The organism is Actinoplanes sp. 13 (assembly GCF_056134165.1).
The window spans coordinates 56,582-75,177 of sequence record NZ_JBVYOQ010000001.1 but is presented as its reverse complement, the minus strand read 5'-3'; the positions used below and the strand labels follow the sequence as shown (position 1 = coordinate 75,177).

Genomic DNA, 18,596 nt, shown 5'->3' with positions numbered 1-18,596 from the left:
CAGCGTGGTGACTTCGGTCAGCTCCGCACCCCAGGTCCCCACACAGCGCCCTGCCGCCCGCAGCGTGGGGATTTCGGGTCAGCTGCGCACCTTAAATCCCCACACAGCGTTCCGCCGCCTGGAGTGTGGTGATTTCGGGTTCGCTGCGCACCTCGAGTCCTCACGCGGCGGCCCGGAACGTAGCAATCGAGAAACATGCTGGTGTTCGCCGATTCCGGCTCGGCGTGCAAGGCTGCATAGGGTTGCGCGGGGCGTCGGAGATCGGGGAAGCAGCCATGGGCAGGGTGAAGTCGTGGGCATGGTGAAGGTCGTCGGTCTGGTCCTGCATCCGCGGCGGGACTGCGGTTCCGCCGTCGACGCGATCGTCAACTGGGCGAACGATCGCGGGGTGACCGTGCTCGGCCTGCCCGACGAGATCACCCGGATCGCGTGCAGCGCCGTCCCGGTGGCGGCCGAGGAGATGGTGGACCGGGCCGGGCTGCTGGTCAGCCTCGGTGGCGACGGCACCATGCTGCGGACGATGCGGCTGGTCGAGGGCCGCAAGACGCCGGTCCTCGGGGTGAACGTGGGGCGGCTCGGGTTCCTGGCCGAAGTGGACCTGCCGGACCTCGGTGACGCGCTCACCGCGATCGACGAGCACTCCTACACGGTGGAGTCCCGGACCGCGGTGCGGACCACGCTGCCGGACGGGCGTTCGGTGACCGCCTTCAACGACATCGCTCTGGTACGCGTCCCCGGTCACGGCCTGGCCGCGGTCGGTATCCGGGTGGAGGGCAGCAACTTCGTCAACTACTCGGCGGACGCTGTGATCATCAGCACGCCGACCGGTTCGACGGCCTACAGCTTCTCGGCGGGCGGCCCGATCGTGTCGCCGAACGTGCAGGGCCTGATCGTCAGCGCGGCCGCCGCGCACTCCTCGTTCAACCGCTCCCTGGTGCTGGACACCTCCGAGCAGGTGGCGCTCGAGGTGCTGCCGACCAGCGGCCGGCTCGCCATCGAGGTGGACGGCATCATCGAGGGGTACGCGGAGCCCGGCGACCGGGTCGAGATCGAGTCGCTGCCGGGCGCCGCCCAGGTGATCCGCTTCGGGCGCACCTCGTTCTACGAGCGGGCCCGCCGCAAGCTTCGGGTCGAGGGCAGCGCGCAGGCCGGCAACCCGAACGCCGGGGATGCGGTCGTGGTGGACAGCTTCGAGCAGCAGCGCTACGAGGTGGTGCTCGGCGGCGAGGTGGCCGGGATGCTGCACTACCGCCGCCACGACGACCGCATCGAGCTGCTGCACACCGAGGTGGACCAGGCGTTCTCCGGGCGCGGGCTGGCCGGCCGGCTGGCTGCCGCGGCGCTGGCCGACGCCCGGTCGAGGAACACCCCGGTGGTCGCCACCTGCCCGTTCGTCGCCGGTTACCTCGAACGTCACCCCGAACACGGAAGCTGAGGACAAACGACTCATGGGCCAAGCCGCGATCCTCACGGTCGACGACGACCCGTCCGTCTCCCGCGCCATCGCACGTGACCTGCGCCGCCACTACGGCGACCGGTACCGCATCGTCCGCGCCTCGTCGGCCGCCGAGGCGCTGGAGGCGCTGCGCGAGCTGAAGCTGCGCGGTGGCCGGGTGGCCGTGATCCTCGCCGACTACCGGATGCCGCAAATGAACGGCATCGAGTTCCTGGAGCAGGCGATGGACCTGTTCCCGAACGCGCGGCGGGCGCTGCTCACCGCGTACGCGGACACCGACGCCGCGATCCAGGCGATCAACGTGGTGGACGTCGACCACTACCTGCTCAAGCCGTGGGACCCGCCGGAGGAGAAGCTCTATCCGGTGCTGGACGCGCTGCTCGACGCGTGGCAGGCCACCGGCGACCGGGAGTTGCCGGACATCCGGGTGGTCGGGCACCGGTGGAGCGAGCCGTCGTACCAGATCCGCGACTTCCTGGCGCGCAACCTGGTTCCGTACAAATACTTCGGCGCCGACGAGCCGGAGGGCCGCCGCCTGCTGGAGGCCGCCGACGCCGGGCCGGAGGCGGTCCCGCTGGTGGTGACCGCGGACGGGCGGGCGATGCCCCGGCCGAGTGTGCAGGAGGTCGCTGAGGCGGCCGGTCTGTCCACTGCCCCGGGCCGTGACTTCTACGACCTGATCATCGTGGGCGGCGGCCCGGCGGGTCTCGGCGCGGCCGTCTACGGCGCCTCCGAAGGGCTGAAGACCCTGCTGGTCGAGCGGCAGGCGGTCGGCGGGCAGGCCGGGCAGAGCTCCCGGATCGAGAACTATCTCGGCTTCCCGGACGGCATCTCCGGCGCCCAGCTCACCGACCGGGCCCGGCGGCAGGCGGGCAAGTTCTCCGCCGAGACGCTCAACACCCGCGAGGTGGTCGGGCTGCGGGCGGACGGCTCGGCGCGCACGCTCACCTTCGCCGACGGCGGTGAGGTGTCCGCGCACTCGATCGTGCTGGCCACCGGCGTCTCCTACCGGCCGCTCACGGCCGACGGCGTCGCCGACCTGACCGGCTCCGGCGTCTATTACGGCTCGGCCTCCACCGAGGGGCCGGCCTGCGCCGGCACCGACGTCTACATCGTCGGCGGCGCCAATTCCGCCGGTCAGGCGGCACTCTTCTTCTCGGGGTACGCGCGAAGCGTCACGTTGCTGGTCCGCGGCGACTCGCTGGAGTCCTCGATGTCGTACTACCTGATCCAGCAGCTGGCCCAGGTGCCCAACATCCACGTCCGGACCCGGTGCGAGGTGGTCGGGGCGCATGGCGACGGCCACCTCCAGGCGCTCACCATCTGTGACAGCAAGGACGGCACGAAACTGACCGTGGAGTGCGGTTACCTGTTCGTCTTCATCGGCGCTGAGCCGCGCACCGATTGGCTCGGCGACGTGGTGGCCCGCGACGGCCGGGGTTTCATCCGCACCGGCCCGGACCTGCTGGCAAACGGTGACCGCCCGCGGGGATGGGATCGGGACCGGGATCCGTTCTATCTGGAGTGCAGTGTTCCCGGCATCTTTGCCGCCGGCGACGTCCGGGCCAACTCCGTCAAGCGGGTGGCCTCGGCGGTCGGCGAGGGCGCGATGGCCGTCACGCTGGTCCATCGTTACCTGGAGGCGCAGTAACCCATGACTGCTGAGACCGAGCAAGTCCGGCTGGAGCCGTGCGAGCCGGGCCGGCTGACCCCCGCCGACCTGCGGACGCTGTTCCTGTTCGAGAAGCTGACCGACGAGCAGCTCGCCTGGATCGCCGAGCACGGCTGCACCATGCGGGTGCCGGCCGGCAGCCTGGTGCTCCGCGAGGGCGACCCGGCCGAGGCGTTCTTCGTGCTGCTCAGCGGCACGATCTCGCTGATCCGCCGGGTGGGTGACGACGACGTGGTCACGTCCCGCACCGAGCAGCGCGGCGTCTACATGGGCGCCACCAACGCCTATCTGAAGGACGACGGCGTCCCCCGCAAATACATGGCGTCGATGCGGGCGCTCTCCGACAGCGAGTTCCTGATGCTCTCCGCCGCCGACTTCGGGTGGCTGATGCGCGAGTGGTTCCCGATGGCCATCCATCTGCTGGAGGGCCTGACTCTGGGGCAGCGCAGCATGCAGGCGGCGATCGGCGAGCGGCAGCGGCTGGCCGCGCTCGGCGCGCTGTCGGCCGGCCTGATGCACGAGCTGAACAACCCGGCCGCGGCCGCTTCCCGGGCCACCAGCGCGCTCCGCCAGCGGGTCGCCGCGATGCGGATGAAACTCGGCAAGCTGGCGGCCGGCAAGGTCGCGCCGGACCGGCTCACCGCGCTGCTCGAACTCCAGGAGGAGGTCATCGAGCGCGCCGCGAAGGCGCCGGCGCTGACCGCGATGCAGACCGCCGACCTGGAGGACGAGCTCGGCGACTGGATGGAGCAGCGCGGGGTGACCAGCGCCTGGGACGCCGCCCCGGTCTTCGCGCAGGGCGGCATCGACGTCGAGTGCCTCACCCGGATCGAGTCGCGGCTGGCCTCGCCGGAGCTGCTGGACCAGGCGATCCACTGGATCGGGTACGCGCTGGAGACCGAGCAGCTGATGACCGACATCGAGGACTCCACCGGCCGGGTGTCGAACCTGGTCAACGCCGCGAAGCAGTACTCCCACCTGGACCGTGCCGCCCACCAGTGGATCGACGTGCACACCGGCCTGGACAGCACCCTGGTCATGCTCACCCACAAGCTGGGCGGCACTCGGGTCGTCAAGGACTACGACCGCTCGCTGCCGCAGGTGCCGGCGCATCCGGCCGAGCTCAACCAGGTCTGGACCAACCTGATCGACAACGCGGTGCAGGCCATGGAGGGCGACGGCACGCTGACCATCCGGACGTACGCGGAGGACGACCGTCTCGTGGTCTCGGTGGCGGACACCGGTCCCGGGATGCCGCCCGAGGTGCGCAAGCGGGTCTTCGAGCCGTTCTTCACCACGAAACCGGTGGGCGAGGGGACCGGGCTGGGCCTGGACATCTCGTACCGGATCGTGGTCAACGGCCACGGCGGCGACATCACTGTGGATTCGGAGCCGGGGAACACCAGGTTCTTCGTCCGGCTGCCGCTCAGCGAGCCGGCCTCCGCCTAGACGTGGACCGGCCCGGTCCCTGGGGTCAGGGACCGGGCCGGTTCGTACACCGGGAAGGCTGGTCAGAGCAGGCCGCGGACGTAGGCCGCCTGACCCGCGTGCTGGGCGTCGTCGTCGTAGACGGAGATCAGCCGGACGCCCAGGGTGACCGGCGGGTCCCAGTTCTCGTCGACGATCTCGTCGAAGTCCGCGGCGCTGAGGCCACGCAGGTAGCCCAGGGTGTGGTCGTGCACCGCGCGGTAATAGTCCAGCAGCGCCTGTGCGCTTTCCGGGGCGACCGCGGCGACCTGCTCGGCGGTGTGGCCGTAACCGGTGTCCGCGGGGTCCGTCTTCAGGCCGAAACGCGGCCCCCAGTCGCCGGTCACATAGACCTGGTCCGCACCGGTCAGCTCGGCGATGTGGCTGTCCTGCACACGGGTCAGGTGCCAGACCAGCCAGGCGATGGTGTTCGCGCCGGGCCGCGGCCGCTGCCGGAGCTGCTCGGGGGTGAGGCCGTCGACAGCCATCGTGACCAGCTCGGGAAGGCGGCCGTAGGCGTCCTCCAGCAGCGTCTTAGCGTCCACTGTCCGTGCCCTCCTGCTGGGTGTCGGTCCCGCTGTCGGCGCCGGTGGCCGGTTCCTCGCCGGCCGGCTGCTCGTCGCCGGTGGTCGGCTGCTCGGTCGGCTCGCCGGTCGGCGCCGTTGTCGGCTCGGTGTCCCCGGTGCTCGCGGGGGCCGGGGCCTGCGGGTCCGTCGAGGCCGGGGCGGTCGGGTCGGCCGGTTCGGTCGCCGGGGCGGTGCTCTCCTCGATGTCGGCCGGCGCCTGCGATTCTTCCGGTGCGACCGGGGCCGTGGTGTCGGAGTCGCGGGATCCGCCGGTGAAGTTCAGCAGCGTCGGGCTGCCGCCGTCACGGCCGTTGATCGCGTCCGCGGCGGTCTTGCCCGCCATGAGCTCGATGGTGGTGAGAGCGCCGAGGGCGACGACGAAGAGTGCCGCGGCGACCAGGCCGGCGCGCTTGAAGTTGATCTGCCGCCGGGGAGCGTCGGCCGTGCCGGCCGTCCCGCCCTCGTCCTCGCCGGACGGTGGGGTGTGCGCGGCCGCCACCTCGGGCGTGCCGACCGCAGCCGGCGCCGTGACGAACGCGGACTGCAGCTTCTTCGTGCCCCGGTCGATGGACCTGTGATAGATCTCGGTGCCGATCGAGCTGATCAGGCTGGCCAGGGCAGCTCCGATGATCGTGCCGGCCAGCCCCAGGAACGAACCGACAACCGCCGCGGACAGTGCCGCGAGCGTGCCGGCCACAGTCTTGGGGATGTCGATGCCGGACCAGAACCGGCTCTGCGCGTGGTCAGTCATGTGCCCCCTCTCATAAGCGCGAGCTTTTTGCCTTTACCGGACGGCTGATTGCTAAACCGGCCACCACGTCGCGAAGGGGGCGGAACACGATGCCCTCCTCCTCGGTGAGCCGTCGCCGGGTGAGCCGCCGGGTGCGCAGAATGCCTACCAGGCCCACCGCGGCCACCAGGAACTGCACCGACATGGCGAGCCGGAAATCGTCGATGTGATAGTTCGCACTCCCGCCGGTCCGGGCGTCCAGAATCAGTCCGATCAGCTCGATCGTGAGCAGCGACGCCACGAAGCCGCCGACGTTCACCACGCCGGTCGCGGTGCCGAGCCGGCTCGGCGGGTTGAAGGTCCGCGCGTAATCGAAGCCGATCATCGAGCCCGGCCCGCCCAGGCCCAGCGCGACCACCAGCGCCACGAGCAGCGCCATCGGGGCTCGGCCCGGCCAGGCGATCACCGCGGCCCAGGCGGCCATGTTCGCCGTCACGATGCCCAGCACCAGCCAGGAGCGGCGCAGCGGATGCCGCTGTGTCAGCATCCCCAGCACCGGCCCGGACGCCATGCCGGTCAGCACGAACAACAGCAGCAGCGAGCTCGCCGCGCCCCGGCTCAGCCCCTCACCCGCGATCAGGAACGGCACCCCCCACATCAACGCGAACACCGTGCCGGTGAACTGCGTGGTGAAGTGCGTCCACAGCCCCAGCCGGGTGCCAGGGTGCCGCCACGCGCCGCTGAGGTCCGTGCCCAGCTGCTGCCAGGAGAGCGCGGTGCCGTTGCTCATCCGGGTGTGCGGGGTGTCGTGCAGCGCGACCAGCGTCACGATCGCGACGAACACGCCGGCGGCGGCCGCGCCGAGGAACGCGGTGGTCCAGCCGGGACCGGCGAGCAGGGCGGCCAGCGGCACCGCCGAGAGCACCTGCCCCAGCTGGCCGGCGATCCCGGTCACCTGGGTGAGCACCGGCACCCGCCTCGCCGGGAACCAGTGCGGCACCAGGCGCAGCACGCTGATGAACGTCATCGCGTCACCCGCGCCGACCAGGATCCGGGCCGCGACGGCACCGCTGACGTCGTCGGTGACCGCCATCAGGGCCTGCCCGGTCGCCATGACCAGGGCGCCGGTGAGCACCAGCCGCAGCGATCCGAAGCGGTCGAGCAGCAGGCCGACCGGGATCTGCAGGCCGGCATAGACGAGCAGTTGGAGAACGGCGAACGTGGCCAGGGTGCCGGCGCCGATGTCGAAGCGCTCCTGCGCGTCGAGTCCGGCGACGCCGATCGAGGTGCGGTGCAGGACGGCGATGACGTAAGCGGCGAGACCGGCGGACCACACCGCCCAGGCCCGGGCACCGGGAGGTAAGGGCTTGGGCATGGGCTCAAGCCTTTCTCGCCCGCGTCCGCCCCGGCAACGTGCGCCTGCTCACTGCCCCGGACGGGTGACGTGCGCGAATGCGCCGTTCAGCGCGGGGTGCACCGGTGCGCCGGGCGGCCATGTGGTGCTCGGCGTCACCCGGCGGCGAGCGGAACGGTCCGACCCGCCCGCCCACCGGTGGGTCACGCGGGGATCAGCAGATGGCGTTCCAGCCACTCGATCGTCGCCTGCAGGTATTCCGCCCGCGACGACCGGTGCAGCAGCTCGTGCCCCTCGCCGGGGAACAGCAGATAGCGGTGCGGCACCCCGCGGGCGGCCAGCGCCCTCACCACCTGCTCGGCCTCGATCACCGGAACGTTGCTGTCGTTCTCGCCGTGCACCACCATCAGCGGCGTGCGCAGCCGGTCGATCCGGGTGATCGGCGACAGGTCCCGCAGCAACGCCTCGTCCCGGACCGGATCGCCGTACTTGCTGACCGCCGCGGCGGCGATCCACGGCTCCGTGTGCTCGTAGAACGTGCTGAAATTGGACATGCCGCACACGTCGATCCCGACGTCGAACAGGTTGGGGAAGGTGGTCAGCGCGGCCAGCGTCAGGTAGCCCCCGTAGGACCGCCCCATGATCCCCACACGCCCGGCGACCCCGGCCGACCGCAGGTGCTCCACGCAGGAGCGGACGTCCTCGATGGCCGCGTAACGCAGGCCCACGTTGTCCGCGTCGACGAACGACCGCCCGAAGCCCGACGACCCCCGCACGTTGGGGGCGAACACCGCGATCCCCCGTTGCACCAGCGCCTGGAACAGCGGGCCGTGCCCCGGCCTCTCCTGCGCCTCCGGGCCACCGTGGAACCACAGCACCGTCGGGTGCGGCCCCGGCGTGCGCGGCGTGAACAGCCACCCGGTCAACTCGAGCCCGTCGTGCGCCGCGAACCGCTGCAGCGCCGGCCGGACCGCGCCGGGCTCGGCCGGCTGCGCGGAGACCGCCTGGAGCCTGCCGTCCGACCACACCCAGACGCCGTGCGGCTGCCCGGGACCCTCCGCGGTCAGCGCCAGCGTCGAGCCGTCGAAACTCCACGCCAGGCCGCCGATCACCAGGCCGGGGAGCGGCGAGAGCGGTCGCGGGGCGCGATCTCCGTCGTGGTCCAGGTCGATCAGCGCGACCTCCGACTCGCCGCCGCGCACGTTCCACAACACGGCTGCCGTACGACCATCGGCCGTGATCGCAAAATCCTCGACCTCCCCGAGCATCGCGGCGCCGGCCCGGCTGGTGGTCCCGGCCGAAGAAGCGCCGCCTGCCGGGTCGGTGGTCCCGGCGGCGGGATCACTGCCAGACGCGTGATCCGGCGCCGCGACGGGGCGTTCGCTGCCGCTCGCGTTGTCCGGTGTCGCGACAGGGCGTTCGCTGCTGCTCGGGTGACCCGGCGTCGCGGCCAGCACCTCCACCGTGTCGCCGGCCACCCGGATCAGCCACGGGAACTCCCCGTCCTGGCTGAGTGCGTACACGTTGCCGCCGCCCGGGCTGAACACCGCCTGCTCACCACGGGTGACCGGCTTCTCGGCACCGCTGGACAGGTCACGCAGGACGATGGAGCGGGCGCCGCGTGGCCCGTACCGCAGGAGTGCGAAACGCCCCGCGGGGTCCACGTCGAGGAGCGAGAGAAGATCGCCCTGCGCGACCACCCGCCGCTCCGCGCCGACCGCGTCGAAGAGCACGGCCGTCGTCAGGTTCTCGGTGAAGGCCAGCAGCGAGCGGCCGGGCAGCCAGCGCATGTTGTCCGCGGTGTCGGCGCCGAAGCCGGCCACCTGGTGCAGGTCGGAGCCGTCCGGGCGGACCAGCCAGATCTCCTGCCGGGGCGCGCCGCCGGGGCTGATCTGGCAGGCCAGCCAGCCGCCGCCGGCCGACCAGCTCACGGCCGACACCGGCTCGGGACCGGTGTCGACCCGGAAGGCCAGCTCGCTGCCGACCGGCTGCACCCAGACCGCGGGCACCCCGCCCCGGTCGGAGACGTAGGCCATGTGCCGCCCGTCCGGGGAGAGGGTGGGCGACCAGTTGCCCGCCACCTCCGAGGGAACGGAACGCCAGCCGGCCGGCAGCACCGTGACGTCGACGCGGTGGAGCTGACCCTCCATACGGCTTAGACCCCCTTGTCCTGCAACCACATCTCCAGCAACGCGAGCTGCCACAACTGATTGGCCCCGAGCGTGGTGCGCGGGGTGTTCGGGTCGGCGAGGAGGGCCTCCACGTACTCCGGCCGGAACAGCGCCCGTTCCCGGGCGGCCGGTGCGAGCAGCGCGTCGCGCACCTTCTCCAGCATCGGGCCCTCCAGGTGCCGGATCCCGGGCACCGGGAAGTAACCCTTCGGCCGGTCGATGACCGCATCCGGAACGAGGCCGCGGGCCGCGTCCTTGAGGACTCCCTTGCCGTCCTGAGCCAGTTTCAGCCCGGGCGGGCAGGCCGCCGCGAGTTCCACCAACTCGTGATCCAGGAACGGTACGCGTGCCTCCAGCCCCCACGCCATAGTCATGTTGTCGACCCGTTTGACCGGGTCGTCGACGAGCATCACCTGAGAGTCGAGTCGCAGGGCCGCGTCGAGCGGCTCGCTGGTGCCCTCGCGGGCGAAGCTGGCGGCCACGAACTCCCGGCTGACATCGCTGTCGACCAGCCATTGCGGGTTGAGTTGCCGGGCCAGCTCGGCGTGCGGCCGGTCGAAGAACTCCTTCGCGTACGTGTCGACGGCCTGGTCCCAGGACACGCCGGCGAGAGGGGGATACCAGCTGTAGCCGGCGAGGATCTCGTCCGCTCCCTGCCCAGATTGCACGACCTTGACCTGCTTCGCAACATCTTCGCTGAGCAGGTTGAAAGCGATGCAGTCGTGACTGACCATCGGCTCGCTCATCGCCGCGACGGTGCGGTCCACGGCCGGCAGGAACCGGTCCCGGCCGATCCGGATCTGGTGGTGCTCGGTGTCGAACTGCTTGGCGATCAGGTCGGAGTACTCGAACTCGTCGCCGCTCTCACCGCCGCCCGAGTCGAACCCGATGCTGAACGTGGTCAGCCCGTGCTGACCCTGCTCGGCCAGCAGCGCCACGATGAAGCTGGAGTCCAGCCCGCCGGAGAGCAGCACGCCCACCGGCACGTCGGCCACCATCCGCCGCTCGACCGCGGTCCGGAGCTTCTCCCGCACCGCCGAGGCCCACTCCTCGCGGGACAGCCGGTGCCGCCACCGCGAGTGGTCCGCCTCCCAATACACCCGCTCGGTCGACGTCCCGTCCGCCTGGATGATCCGCACGGTGGCCGGCGGCAGCTTGCGGATCCCGTTCAGGATGGTGCGCGGCGCCGGCACCACCGAGTGGAACGTCATGTAGTGGTGCAGCGCCACGGTGTCGATGGTGGTGTCCACGCCGCCGGCCGCGAGCAGGGCCGGCAGTGTCGACGCGAAGCGCAGCCGTCCCGGGGACTCGGCGAGGTACATCGGCTTGATCCCGAGCCGGTCCCGGGCCAGCGTCACCGTCCCGGTCGCGTGCTCGGCGATCGCGAAGGCGAACATGCCCAGGAAGCGGGTGACGCAGTCGGCGCCCCACCGGTGGTACGCCTTCAGGATCACCTCGGTGTCCGAGGTGGAGAAGAACCGGTACCCGTACCCCTGCAGCTCCTCCCGTAGCTGCTGGTAGTTGTAGATGCACCCGTTGAACACCACGGTCAGGCCGAGCTGCTCGTCGGTCATCGGCTGCCGCCCGTTCTCGGACAGGTCGATGATCTTCAGGCGGCGATGGCCGAGCGCGATCCGGCCGTGCTCCCACAGACCGTCACCGTCCGGTCCGCGGGACTGCATGCACGGCAGCATCCGCCGGACCGCCTCGGCGTCCGCAGGCCGGTCGCCGTACCGCAGTTCACCGGCGATTCCACACATCAGCTTCCTCCTCAGCCGAGCAACCAGGTGTCCTTCGAGCCGCCACCGCGCGACGAGTTGACGATCATGCTGCCGGCCGGGGCCACCCGGGTCAGGGCCGCCGGAGCGACCACCGAGTGGGTCCCGGAGAACACGAACGCCCGCAGGTCGACATGGCGCGGGGCGAGCCGGTGGCCGTCGAAGACCGGATGGGTGGAGAGTGAGACCAGCTCCTGGGCCACCCAGCGGTGCGGCGCGGTCTGGATCTGCCGCCGCAACGCGTCCAGCTCGTCGGCGGAGGCGTGCGGGCCGATCACGATCCGGTCGCCGCCGTAGCCGTCCACCGGCTTGCAGACCAGCTCGTCGAGGCGGGACAGCACCTCGGCGCGCCGGTCCGGGATGCCGCACAGATAGGTGGGTACGTCGGCGAGCAGCGGCTTCTCGCCGAGGTAGTACTCGATCATCCGGGGCACGTAGGCGTACACCGCCTTGTCGTCGCCGATGCCGTTGCCGAGCGCGTTCGCCAGCACGACCGTGTCGGCGTGCAGCGCCGCCACCAGGCTGGGGCCCAGCGGCATGCCGTCGGCGCCCGGCGAGTGCACCAGGCTGTCCTCGCCCATCCGCAGATAGATCACGTCGACCCGGTTCCGGTGACCGTCCTGGAGCCGCCACACCCGGCCCTCGTCGACGAACAGCTGGGTGCTGCGGACCAGTGGCACGCCCATCGCCTCGGCCAGCATCCGGTGCTCGAACCAGGCCGAGTCGTCCGGTCCCTGGCTGAGCACCACGATCGCGGGCTCGTCGCCGGCCGCCGGGCCGGCCGCCTCCAGCAGTGACTGCTTGAGCAGCCGGGGAGTGTCCTCGACCGAGAGCAGCGCGCCCGGCCGGGGCAGCTCGGGCAGGACGCTCCAGGTGAGCCGGCGGTTCTGCATCGCGTACGCGATACCGGACGGCACCCGCAGGTTGTCCTCCAGCACGCACCAGTGGCCGTCACCGTCACGGACCAGGTCCACACCGGCCACCTGGGCGCGTACCGCCCGCCGGTGCACCAGCGCGCCGCTGGCCCGCAGCTCGGGCGACCCGTTGATCACCCACTCCGGGATCTTGCCGTCGTGCACGATCTGCCGGTCGGTGTAGACGTCGTTGAGGAACTCGTTGAGCGCCCGGATCCGCTGTGTCAGGCCCTCGCGCAGCTGCCGCCAGTCGTCGGCGGGGACGATCCGGGGCACGAGGTCGAACGGGAACAGCCGGGTCGCCGCCTCACCGGCGACGCTGAACGTGATGCCCCGGGCCCGCTGCTCGTCGTCCCGGGCGTCCTCACGGTGCCGCAGCCCGGTTGCACCGAGCGAGGTGAGCACCGGCAGGATCCCGGCGTACGCGGGGGAGACCCGGCCGCCGGGGAACGCCTCGTCGCCCTCGGTCACGTACGCCTCGATCAGCGCCGGCGACGGCATCCCGGGCGGTCCCGCGCTGGTCACCCCGCCCCGGGTGTCGGACACCAGCAGGTCCACCACGTCGGAGAGCCGGCCGCGGCGGGAGAGGGCCCGGCGCTGCCGGGCGGACGAGCTGCCCCGGCTCAGCGCCTGCAGGGAGAGGTCGTACACCTGGTCCCAGTCGCCCAGCTCCTCCAGCTGCGGGCGCAGGTCGGTGATCAGCCGTTCCACGGCGAGAGGCGCCGGGATCGGGACCGGGGAGCGGGGGAGGTCGAGCAGGTCACCCTCCAGGCCGGAGCGGGCGGCCCGCCACATCGCCGCCCGGTGCAGCGGCGGGCGGGAGGCGGGCAGGAGCAGGCCGGCACGATGCTCCTCGCGTGCCCGCAGCACCAGGGCGCGGAAGATCCCGGCCAGCAGGACGACGGTCTCCACGTCCGGGCTGGCGTCGGTGACCCGCAGCTCCACCGTGGGCACGTGCGCGGACGGCCGGACGTCGAAGTAGACCATCTTCGGGTCGCTGATCGTCCCGGACGCGAGCAGGTCGCTCACGAGTGCGTCGTACTCCGCGGCCGAGGCGAGCGGGCCGCTGTCGCCGGCGGTCGGCCAGCGCATCCAGACCAGCGAGCGGGCACTGGCATAACCGGAGTCCTCACCCAGCCAGTAGGGCGAGCTGGTGGAGAGCGCGAGCAGCACCGGCAGCGTCGGCGCCACCCGCTGCGCCACCGCGACGGCCTCGTCCCGGTCCGGCACGCCGACGTGCACCTGGGCGCCGCAGATCAGCTGCTCCCGGACCAGCATCTGATATTCGTGCAGCATCCGCTGGTACCGCGAGGTGGGGGTGACCGGCAGCGAGTCCAGATCGACCAGCGGCACGGTTCCGGCGGCGACCAGGCCCAGGCCCAGCGACTCGGCCACGCCGATCGCGGTCCGCCGGCGCTGCGCGACGTCTTCGCGCAGATCGTCCAGGGTGGCGCTCACCGGTGTGTTGGTCTCCACGACCGAGCGGTGCAGCTCGGCCGAGAAGTGCGCGCCGTCCAGGCGGTCCAGGATCTCCGGCGCCCGGGGTACGAGCTCGCGCGTGGCCAGATCGACCACGTGCAGCTCCTCCTCCACGCCGAGGGTGAGGTCACCCCGATCGGGAACCTGGTGGTTCGGGGCCTGGAGGGACTCCGTCATCGCGACCGCCTTTCCGGCAAAGCGTCCTTATCCGCCGGAGCCTTCCGATCGGATGTGGCAGATCTGTGTCGTGCCCGTTTCGGTCGCTCGTCAAGCATGACGATCGCGACACCCGGCCCAGGCCACGGGCGCGGTGGCGGCGCTCTGTACTCTCGGCGCGTGGCGACCGACACCCCGCGGAGGTCCTGATGAGCAGCGTCGTCGTAATCACCGGCTCGGCCGGCCTGATCGGCTCGGAGGCGGTCCGGCACTTCGCCGCGCTGGGCATGGACGTGGTCGGCGTCGACAACGACATGCGCGGTTACTTCTTCGGGGCGGACGGCTCGACCCGGTGGAACCTGCAGCGGCTGACCAAGGAGGTCGGCGACCGCTACACGCACCACAACGTCGACATCCGCGACCGGGACGGGCTAGACCGGCTCCTCGGTGGCCTGGCCGGCAACATCGGCCTGATCATCCACGCCGCCGCGCAGCCGAGCCACGACTGGGCGGCCAAGGAGCCGTTCACCGACTTCGACGTCAACGCGGTCGGCACGATCAACATGCTCGAGGCGGCCCGGCGCCACGCGATCGACGCGCCGTTCATCTTCACCTCGACCAACAAGGTCTACGGCGACCTGCCGAACTCGCTGCCGCTGATCGAGCAGGAGACCCGCTGGGAGCTGCCCGAGGACCACAAGTGGTACGAGGGCATCGACGAGACGATGTCGATCGACAGCAGCCTGCACTCGGTGTTCGGCGCCTCGAAGGTGGCGGCCGACGTGATGGTCCAGGAGTACGGGCGGTACTTCGACATGCCCACCGCGGTGTTCCGCGGCGGCACGCTGACCGGGCCCGGCCACTCGGCCGCCGAGCTGCACGGCTTCCTGGCGTACGTGATGCGCTGCGTGATGGAGCAGCGGCTCTACCGGATCTACGGCTACAAGGGCAAGCAGGTCCGCGACGCCATCCACTCCAGCGACCTGGTCTCCTCGTTCGAGGCGTTCTTCCGGGCGCCTCGGGTCGCCGAGATCTACAACATGGGCGGCGGCCGCACCTCCAACTGCAGCGTCCTGGAGGCGTTCCAGATCGCGTCGGAGATCTCCGGGATCGAGGCGCGCACCGAGTACGTGCCGGAGAACCGGATCGGCGACCACCAGTGGTGGATCAGCAGCACCGCCCGGTTCGAGGAGCACTACCCGGACTGGAAGGTCAAGTACGACGTCCCGATGATCCTCAAGGACATGTACGAGTCGAACAAGGACCTCTGGAAGGCCTGACCCGGGCGTACGACCAGAGGTTTCTCCTAAGGCCGCGTGGCACCCGCCGCGCGGCCTTCGTCGTCGCCGCGCCCGGCTGGCAACTTGCTGTGTTTTGCCGGGACGGCCACGTCGCGTAACGATCCGTTAACCGCAGTCCCGTATTTTTATGAAATGTCCGACTTGACGCAATCCTTGCGCCGGGACTTGCCGGCGTCCGTCGTCGTGTTCCTGATCGCCATCCCGTTGTCGCTCGGCATCGCCGCGGCCTCCGGCGCCCCACTGCTCGCGGGGCTCGTCGCCGCGGTCGTCGGCGGCATCGTGGCCGGCGCCCTGGGCGGCGCCCCGCTGCAGGTCAGCGGCCCCGCCGCGGGCCTCACCGTGATCGTGGCGGGTGCCGTCGCCGAGTTCGGGTTCGCCGGGACCGCGGCCATCGTCGCCGTCGCCGGCCTCGTCCAGATCCTGCTCGGCGCCTCCCGCCTGGGCCGCGTCGCCCTCGCCCTCTCACCCGCCGTCGTGCACGGCATGCTCGCCGGCATCGGCCTGGTCATCGCGTTCAGCCAGGTGCACGTGATGCTCGGCGGCGCGCCGCAGAGCTCCGCCTGGCACAACCTGCGCGACCTGCCCGGCCAGATCGCCACCCACCACGGCGTCGCCGCGCTGCTCGGCGCGCTCACCGTGGCCGTCCTGATCCTGTGGCCCCGGCTGGTCCGGATCTCCCTGCTGCCCGCCGCCCTCGTCGCCGTCGTGGCGGTGACCGCCCTGGCCGCGGCCATCGGCGCCGACGTCGAACGGGTCGAACTGCCCGACCAGCCGCTGTCCGGACTGATCACCCCGGTCTGGCCGGACGCCGGGATCCGCGAGATCGCCGTGGCGGTGCTGACCATCGCGCTGGTGGCGAGCGTGGAGTCGCTGCTCTCCGCGGTCGCCGTGGACCGCATGCACGACGGCCCGCGCGCCGACCTCAACCGGGAGCTGGTCGCCCAGGGCGCCGCCAACACCGCCTCCGGCCTGCTCGGCGGGCTCCCGGTGACCGGCGTGATCGTGCGCAGCTCGACCAACGTGGCGGCCGGCGCACGCACCCGGACGTCAGCGATCCTGCACGGCGTGTGGATCGCCGCGTTCGTGCTGCTCTGGGCCGACCTGCTGGAGACGATCCCGATGGCGGTGCTGGCCGCGGTGCTCATCGTGGTCGGCCTGCGGCTGGTCAGCCTCGCCCAGATCCGCACCTACGCCCGGCACCGGGAACTCCCCACCTATCTGGTCACCGCCCTCGGCGTGGTCTTCATCGACCTGCTCACCGGCGTCGCGCTCGGCATGGTCACCGCCGCCCTGATGATCCTCTGGCGGCTCACCCGCTGCGAGATCCGCCGGGTCGAGCGGGCCCTCGGCCAGTGGCAGGTCACCATCAACGGGACGCTGGCCTTCGTCGAGTCGGCCCGGCTCACCCGCGAACTGAGCGCCCTCCCGCCCGGCGCGGACGTCGACGTCGAGCTGCACCTGGACTACCTGGACCACGGGGCGTTCGAGACGATCCGGGACTGGCAGGAGGGCTACGAGCGGGCCGGTGGCAGCGTACGGATCCGGGAAGTGCACGACTCGTGGTTCCACCAGGCGACGTCGGGGCGGCTCGGCGGTGGCAAGCGGACGCCCCGCCTGATCGGCTCGTGGTCCCGCTGGCAGGACATGGACCAGCAGCGGCGAGGTGCGATGGAGGCCGGGATCGCGGAGTTCGAACGCACTGTCGCGCCCCTGGTCCGGCCGCATCTGGCCGACCTGGCCCGGGACGGTCAGCGCCCGGAGCAGCTCTTCATCACGTGCGCCGACTCCCGCCTCGTCCCCAACCTGATCACCGCCAGCGGGCCGGGAGACCTCTTCTGCGTCCGGAACGTAGGAAACATCGTGCCGGCGTACGACGCAGAGGACGCGTCCGTCGGCGCCGCGATCGAATACGCCGTGGACGTCCTCGGCGTCACCACGATCACGGTCTGCGGCCACTCCGGCTGCGGCGCCGTCCGTGCGCTGATGACCGGTGCCGCCCGTCCCGGCACCGGGCTCGGCGAGTGGCTCGGGCACTCCGGGGTCCACTTCACCGACGTCTCCGACGAGGAGCGCTGCGTCACTGAGAACGTGGTGCGCCAGCTGGCCAACCTCCGTACCTACCCGACCGTCCGCGCGGCCGAGGCCGCCGGCCGCCTCCACCTGACGGGCATGTACTTCGACCTGGCCGAGGCCCGCATGTACGAGGTCGACCCCGTCCACGGCAACTCCCACCCGATGTCCCCCGCCGCCTGACCCACCGTGTGAAGTTGCGGTTCGATCCGCGCCCTAACTTCACACGCTCGCAAGCGCACCCCCAGCGTGTGAAGTTGCGGTTCGATCCGCGCCTCAACTTCACACGCTCGCAAGCGCACGCCCCAGCGTGTGAAGTTGCGGTTCGATCCGTGCCTCAACTTCACACGGTCAGGGTTGCCAGCCGGCTGCCTCGAGGGCTGCGCGTAGCTGGCCCACGACCACGTCCGGTCGTGAGCGAATCAGGCCGGCGGGGAAGCGGAGGATCCGATCGCCCTCGATCCACACATCGTTCTGGCGGAGCATGTCCGCCTCCCACTCGCCGACTTCGACGTGATGGGCCCCGTCGACCTCGGCGTGCAGCCGCCACTGTCTCCAGTAGGCGTCGAGGAACCGTTTGCGCCCCGCGGCATCCCGGCGCGTCTCCTGACGGCTCGGCGCGGGGAGTCGGAACCGTCGGCACAGATCCATGAAATCGATCTCGGACAGCGCCTCCGCCCCACCGGCTATGTCGAGCACGGTTCTATTGATCATGCCGAAGCGGGGCAGTCGTCGCCGCATGGCCAGCACCTCGAAGACTTCGTCAACCGTGACCCGGCGCTGCTGCAAGGTGATCGCGATGATGATGCGGGCGGCCGCGTCGCTCGACGCCCATGCTGCGGCGTCGACCACCGCGCGAGCGGTCACGACTCGCGGCGGACTGCCGGTCTGGCGATGCTCGTCCGGAAGGAATCGGGTGCGGGTGACCCGGATCGGGGGCATGTCGGCGGGCATCGCCGGGAGAAGCTGAGTCCGGTTGCGCGCGGCCGGCACCACGATCCGAATCCCGCTCTCCCGCAGGCCGCGGACCCCTGCCTCGGTCAGCGCCGTCGTGCCGGCCAGCAGCGCCTCGGCGCCCGCGGCCAGCACCGCCACCCACAATTGCTGGGGCCTCAGCAGCGGGCCGTTCGTCGTGACGACGATGCCCCGGCACACCCGGCGCCAGCGTCCGGCGCGGACACGACCGCGGGCGCGACCGCGGCCGAGGAACTGGACCGCCTGTTCAATGGTGAGTACGCCGGCTTGGGCGAAGCATGTCCAGCCGAATTCGTCGTCCGGTGCGGGAGAAACGACCACCGCGACACGGTGGCAGATTGCCACCCGATGCGCTGGAGCCCTGTGGACAACCCCGCACCCGCCAACCCAGCGTGTGAAGTTCGGGCTCGATTCGCACCCGAACTTCACACACTGGGTTGCCACGCGCTCGGCCGGCACGCGCTGGGTTGGTGGGTGAAGTTCGGGCGCGGAGCGCGCCCGAACTTC

At 71.3% G+C, this 18,596-nt stretch carries 12 protein-coding genes; 5 read left to right on the top strand and 7 right to left on the bottom strand.

The annotated features are described in order from the left end of the window. Positions 1 to 298 precede the first annotated feature (298 nt). The 3 genes from AC0NH5_RS00325 to AC0NH5_RS00315 are packed head-to-tail and all read left to right on the top strand — an operon-like array spanning position 299 to position 4,577. The gene (locus tag AC0NH5_RS00325; RefSeq protein WP_474400290.1) at positions 299 to 1,435 is read left to right on the top strand and encodes a GNAT family N-acetyltransferase; all 1,137 of its coding nucleotides are present in this window, start codon (positions 299 to 301) and stop codon (positions 1,433 to 1,435) included. A gap of 13 nt (positions 1,436 to 1,448) precedes the next feature. Further along, entirely contained in the window at positions 1,449 to 3,107 is a 1,659-nt protein-coding gene (locus AC0NH5_RS00320) for an NAD(P)/FAD-dependent oxidoreductase (protein WP_474398460.1), read from the top strand. A 3-nt stretch (positions 3,108 to 3,110) separates the two neighbouring features. Continuing rightward, a complete protein-coding gene (locus AC0NH5_RS00315; RefSeq protein ID WP_474398458.1) occupies positions 3,111 to 4,577 on the top strand; it encodes an ATP-binding protein in 1,467 nt (488 codons plus the stop codon). 62 nt (positions 4,578 to 4,639) lie between these two features. Here AC0NH5_RS00315 and AC0NH5_RS00310 read toward each other — a convergent pair whose 3' ends face one another. The 6 genes from AC0NH5_RS00310 to AC0NH5_RS00285 form a co-directional block, all read right to left on the bottom strand. Then, positions 4,640 to 5,140 (bottom strand): mycothiol transferase, encoded by a 501-nt coding sequence (locus AC0NH5_RS00310; protein WP_474398456.1) that lies wholly within the window; start codon positions 5,138 to 5,140, stop codon positions 4,640 to 4,642. After that, positions 5,130 to 5,912, bottom strand: a complete 783-nt coding sequence (locus AC0NH5_RS00305) for a hypothetical protein (protein ID WP_474398454.1) — start codon at positions 5,910 to 5,912, stop codon at positions 5,130 to 5,132. Before AC0NH5_RS00305 ends, AC0NH5_RS00310 begins: the two co-directional genes overlap by 11 nt. Before the next feature lie 10 nt (positions 5,913 to 5,922). Beyond that, on the bottom strand, positions 5,923 to 7,266 hold the full coding sequence (locus AC0NH5_RS00300) for an MFS transporter (protein WP_474398452.1): 1,344 nt from the start codon (positions 7,264 to 7,266) through the stop codon (positions 5,923 to 5,925). Between the two features lie 182 nt (positions 7,267 to 7,448). Then, entirely contained in the window at positions 7,449 to 9,395 is a 1,947-nt protein-coding gene (locus AC0NH5_RS00295) for a S9 family peptidase (protein WP_474398450.1), read from the bottom strand. Positions 9,396 to 9,400: 5 nt separating this feature from the next. Next, the gene (locus AC0NH5_RS00290) at positions 9,401 to 11,176 is read right to left on the bottom strand and encodes an N-acetylglutaminylglutamine amidotransferase (RefSeq protein WP_474398447.1); all 1,776 of its coding nucleotides are present in this window, start codon (positions 11,174 to 11,176) and stop codon (positions 9,401 to 9,403) included. An 11-nt stretch (positions 11,177 to 11,187) separates the two neighbouring features. Next, entirely contained in the window at positions 11,188 to 13,764 is a 2,577-nt protein-coding gene (locus AC0NH5_RS00285) for a glutamate--cysteine ligase (protein WP_474398445.1), read from the bottom strand. 188 nt (positions 13,765 to 13,952) lie between these two features. Between AC0NH5_RS00285 and AC0NH5_RS00280 the strand changes: the two genes are divergently transcribed. Together AC0NH5_RS00280 and AC0NH5_RS00275 are read left to right on the top strand one after the other, a co-directional pair. Continuing rightward, complete coding sequence (locus AC0NH5_RS00280; protein WP_474398442.1) at positions 13,953 to 15,023, top strand: NAD-dependent epimerase/dehydratase family protein; 1,071 nt, start codon at positions 13,953 to 13,955, stop codon at positions 15,021 to 15,023. Positions 15,024 to 15,176: 153 nt separating this feature from the next. After that, positions 15,177 to 17,297 (top strand): SulP family inorganic anion transporter, encoded by a 2,121-nt coding sequence (locus AC0NH5_RS00275; RefSeq protein WP_474398440.1) that lies wholly within the window; start codon positions 15,177 to 15,179, stop codon positions 17,295 to 17,297. A gap of 168 nt (positions 17,298 to 17,465) precedes the next feature. On the opposite strand, the gene AC0NH5_RS00270 is transcribed toward AC0NH5_RS00275, so the two are convergent. Continuing rightward, positions 17,466 to 18,548, bottom strand: coding sequence for a hypothetical protein (locus tag AC0NH5_RS00270; protein ID WP_474398439.1), 1,083 nt, complete (start codon positions 18,546 to 18,548; stop codon positions 17,466 to 17,468). Positions 18,549 to 18,596: the final 48 nt, after the last annotated feature.

Coding starts and splice junctions, on each gene's coding strand:
- AC0NH5_RS00325 (WP_474400290.1), top strand. CDS start 299: ATGGTGAAGGTCGTCGGTCTGGTCCTGCATCCGCGGCGGGACTGCGGT.
- AC0NH5_RS00305 (WP_474398454.1), bottom strand. CDS start 5,912: ATGACTGACCACGCGCAGAGCCGGTTCTGGTCCGGCATCGACATCCCC.
- AC0NH5_RS00320 (WP_474398460.1), top strand. CDS start 1,449: ATGGGCCAAGCCGCGATCCTCACGGTCGACGACGACCCGTCCGTCTCC.
- AC0NH5_RS00295 (WP_474398450.1), bottom strand. CDS start 9,395: ATGGAGGGTCAGCTCCACCGCGTCGACGTCACGGTGCTGCCGGCCGGC.
- AC0NH5_RS00275 (WP_474398440.1), top strand. CDS start 15,177: ATGTCCGACTTGACGCAATCCTTGCGCCGGGACTTGCCGGCGTCCGTC.
- AC0NH5_RS00290 (WP_474398447.1), bottom strand. CDS start 11,176: ATGTGTGGAATCGCCGGTGAACTGCGGTACGGCGACCGGCCTGCGGAC.
- AC0NH5_RS00280 (WP_474398442.1), top strand. CDS start 13,953: ATGAGCAGCGTCGTCGTAATCACCGGCTCGGCCGGCCTGATCGGCTCG.
- AC0NH5_RS00300 (WP_474398452.1), bottom strand. CDS start 7,266: ATGCCCAAGCCCTTACCTCCCGGTGCCCGGGCCTGGGCGGTGTGGTCC.
- AC0NH5_RS00315 (WP_474398458.1), top strand. CDS start 3,111: ATGACTGCTGAGACCGAGCAAGTCCGGCTGGAGCCGTGCGAGCCGGGC.
- AC0NH5_RS00285 (WP_474398445.1), bottom strand. CDS start 13,764: ATGACGGAGTCCCTCCAGGCCCCGAACCACCAGGTTCCCGATCGGGGT.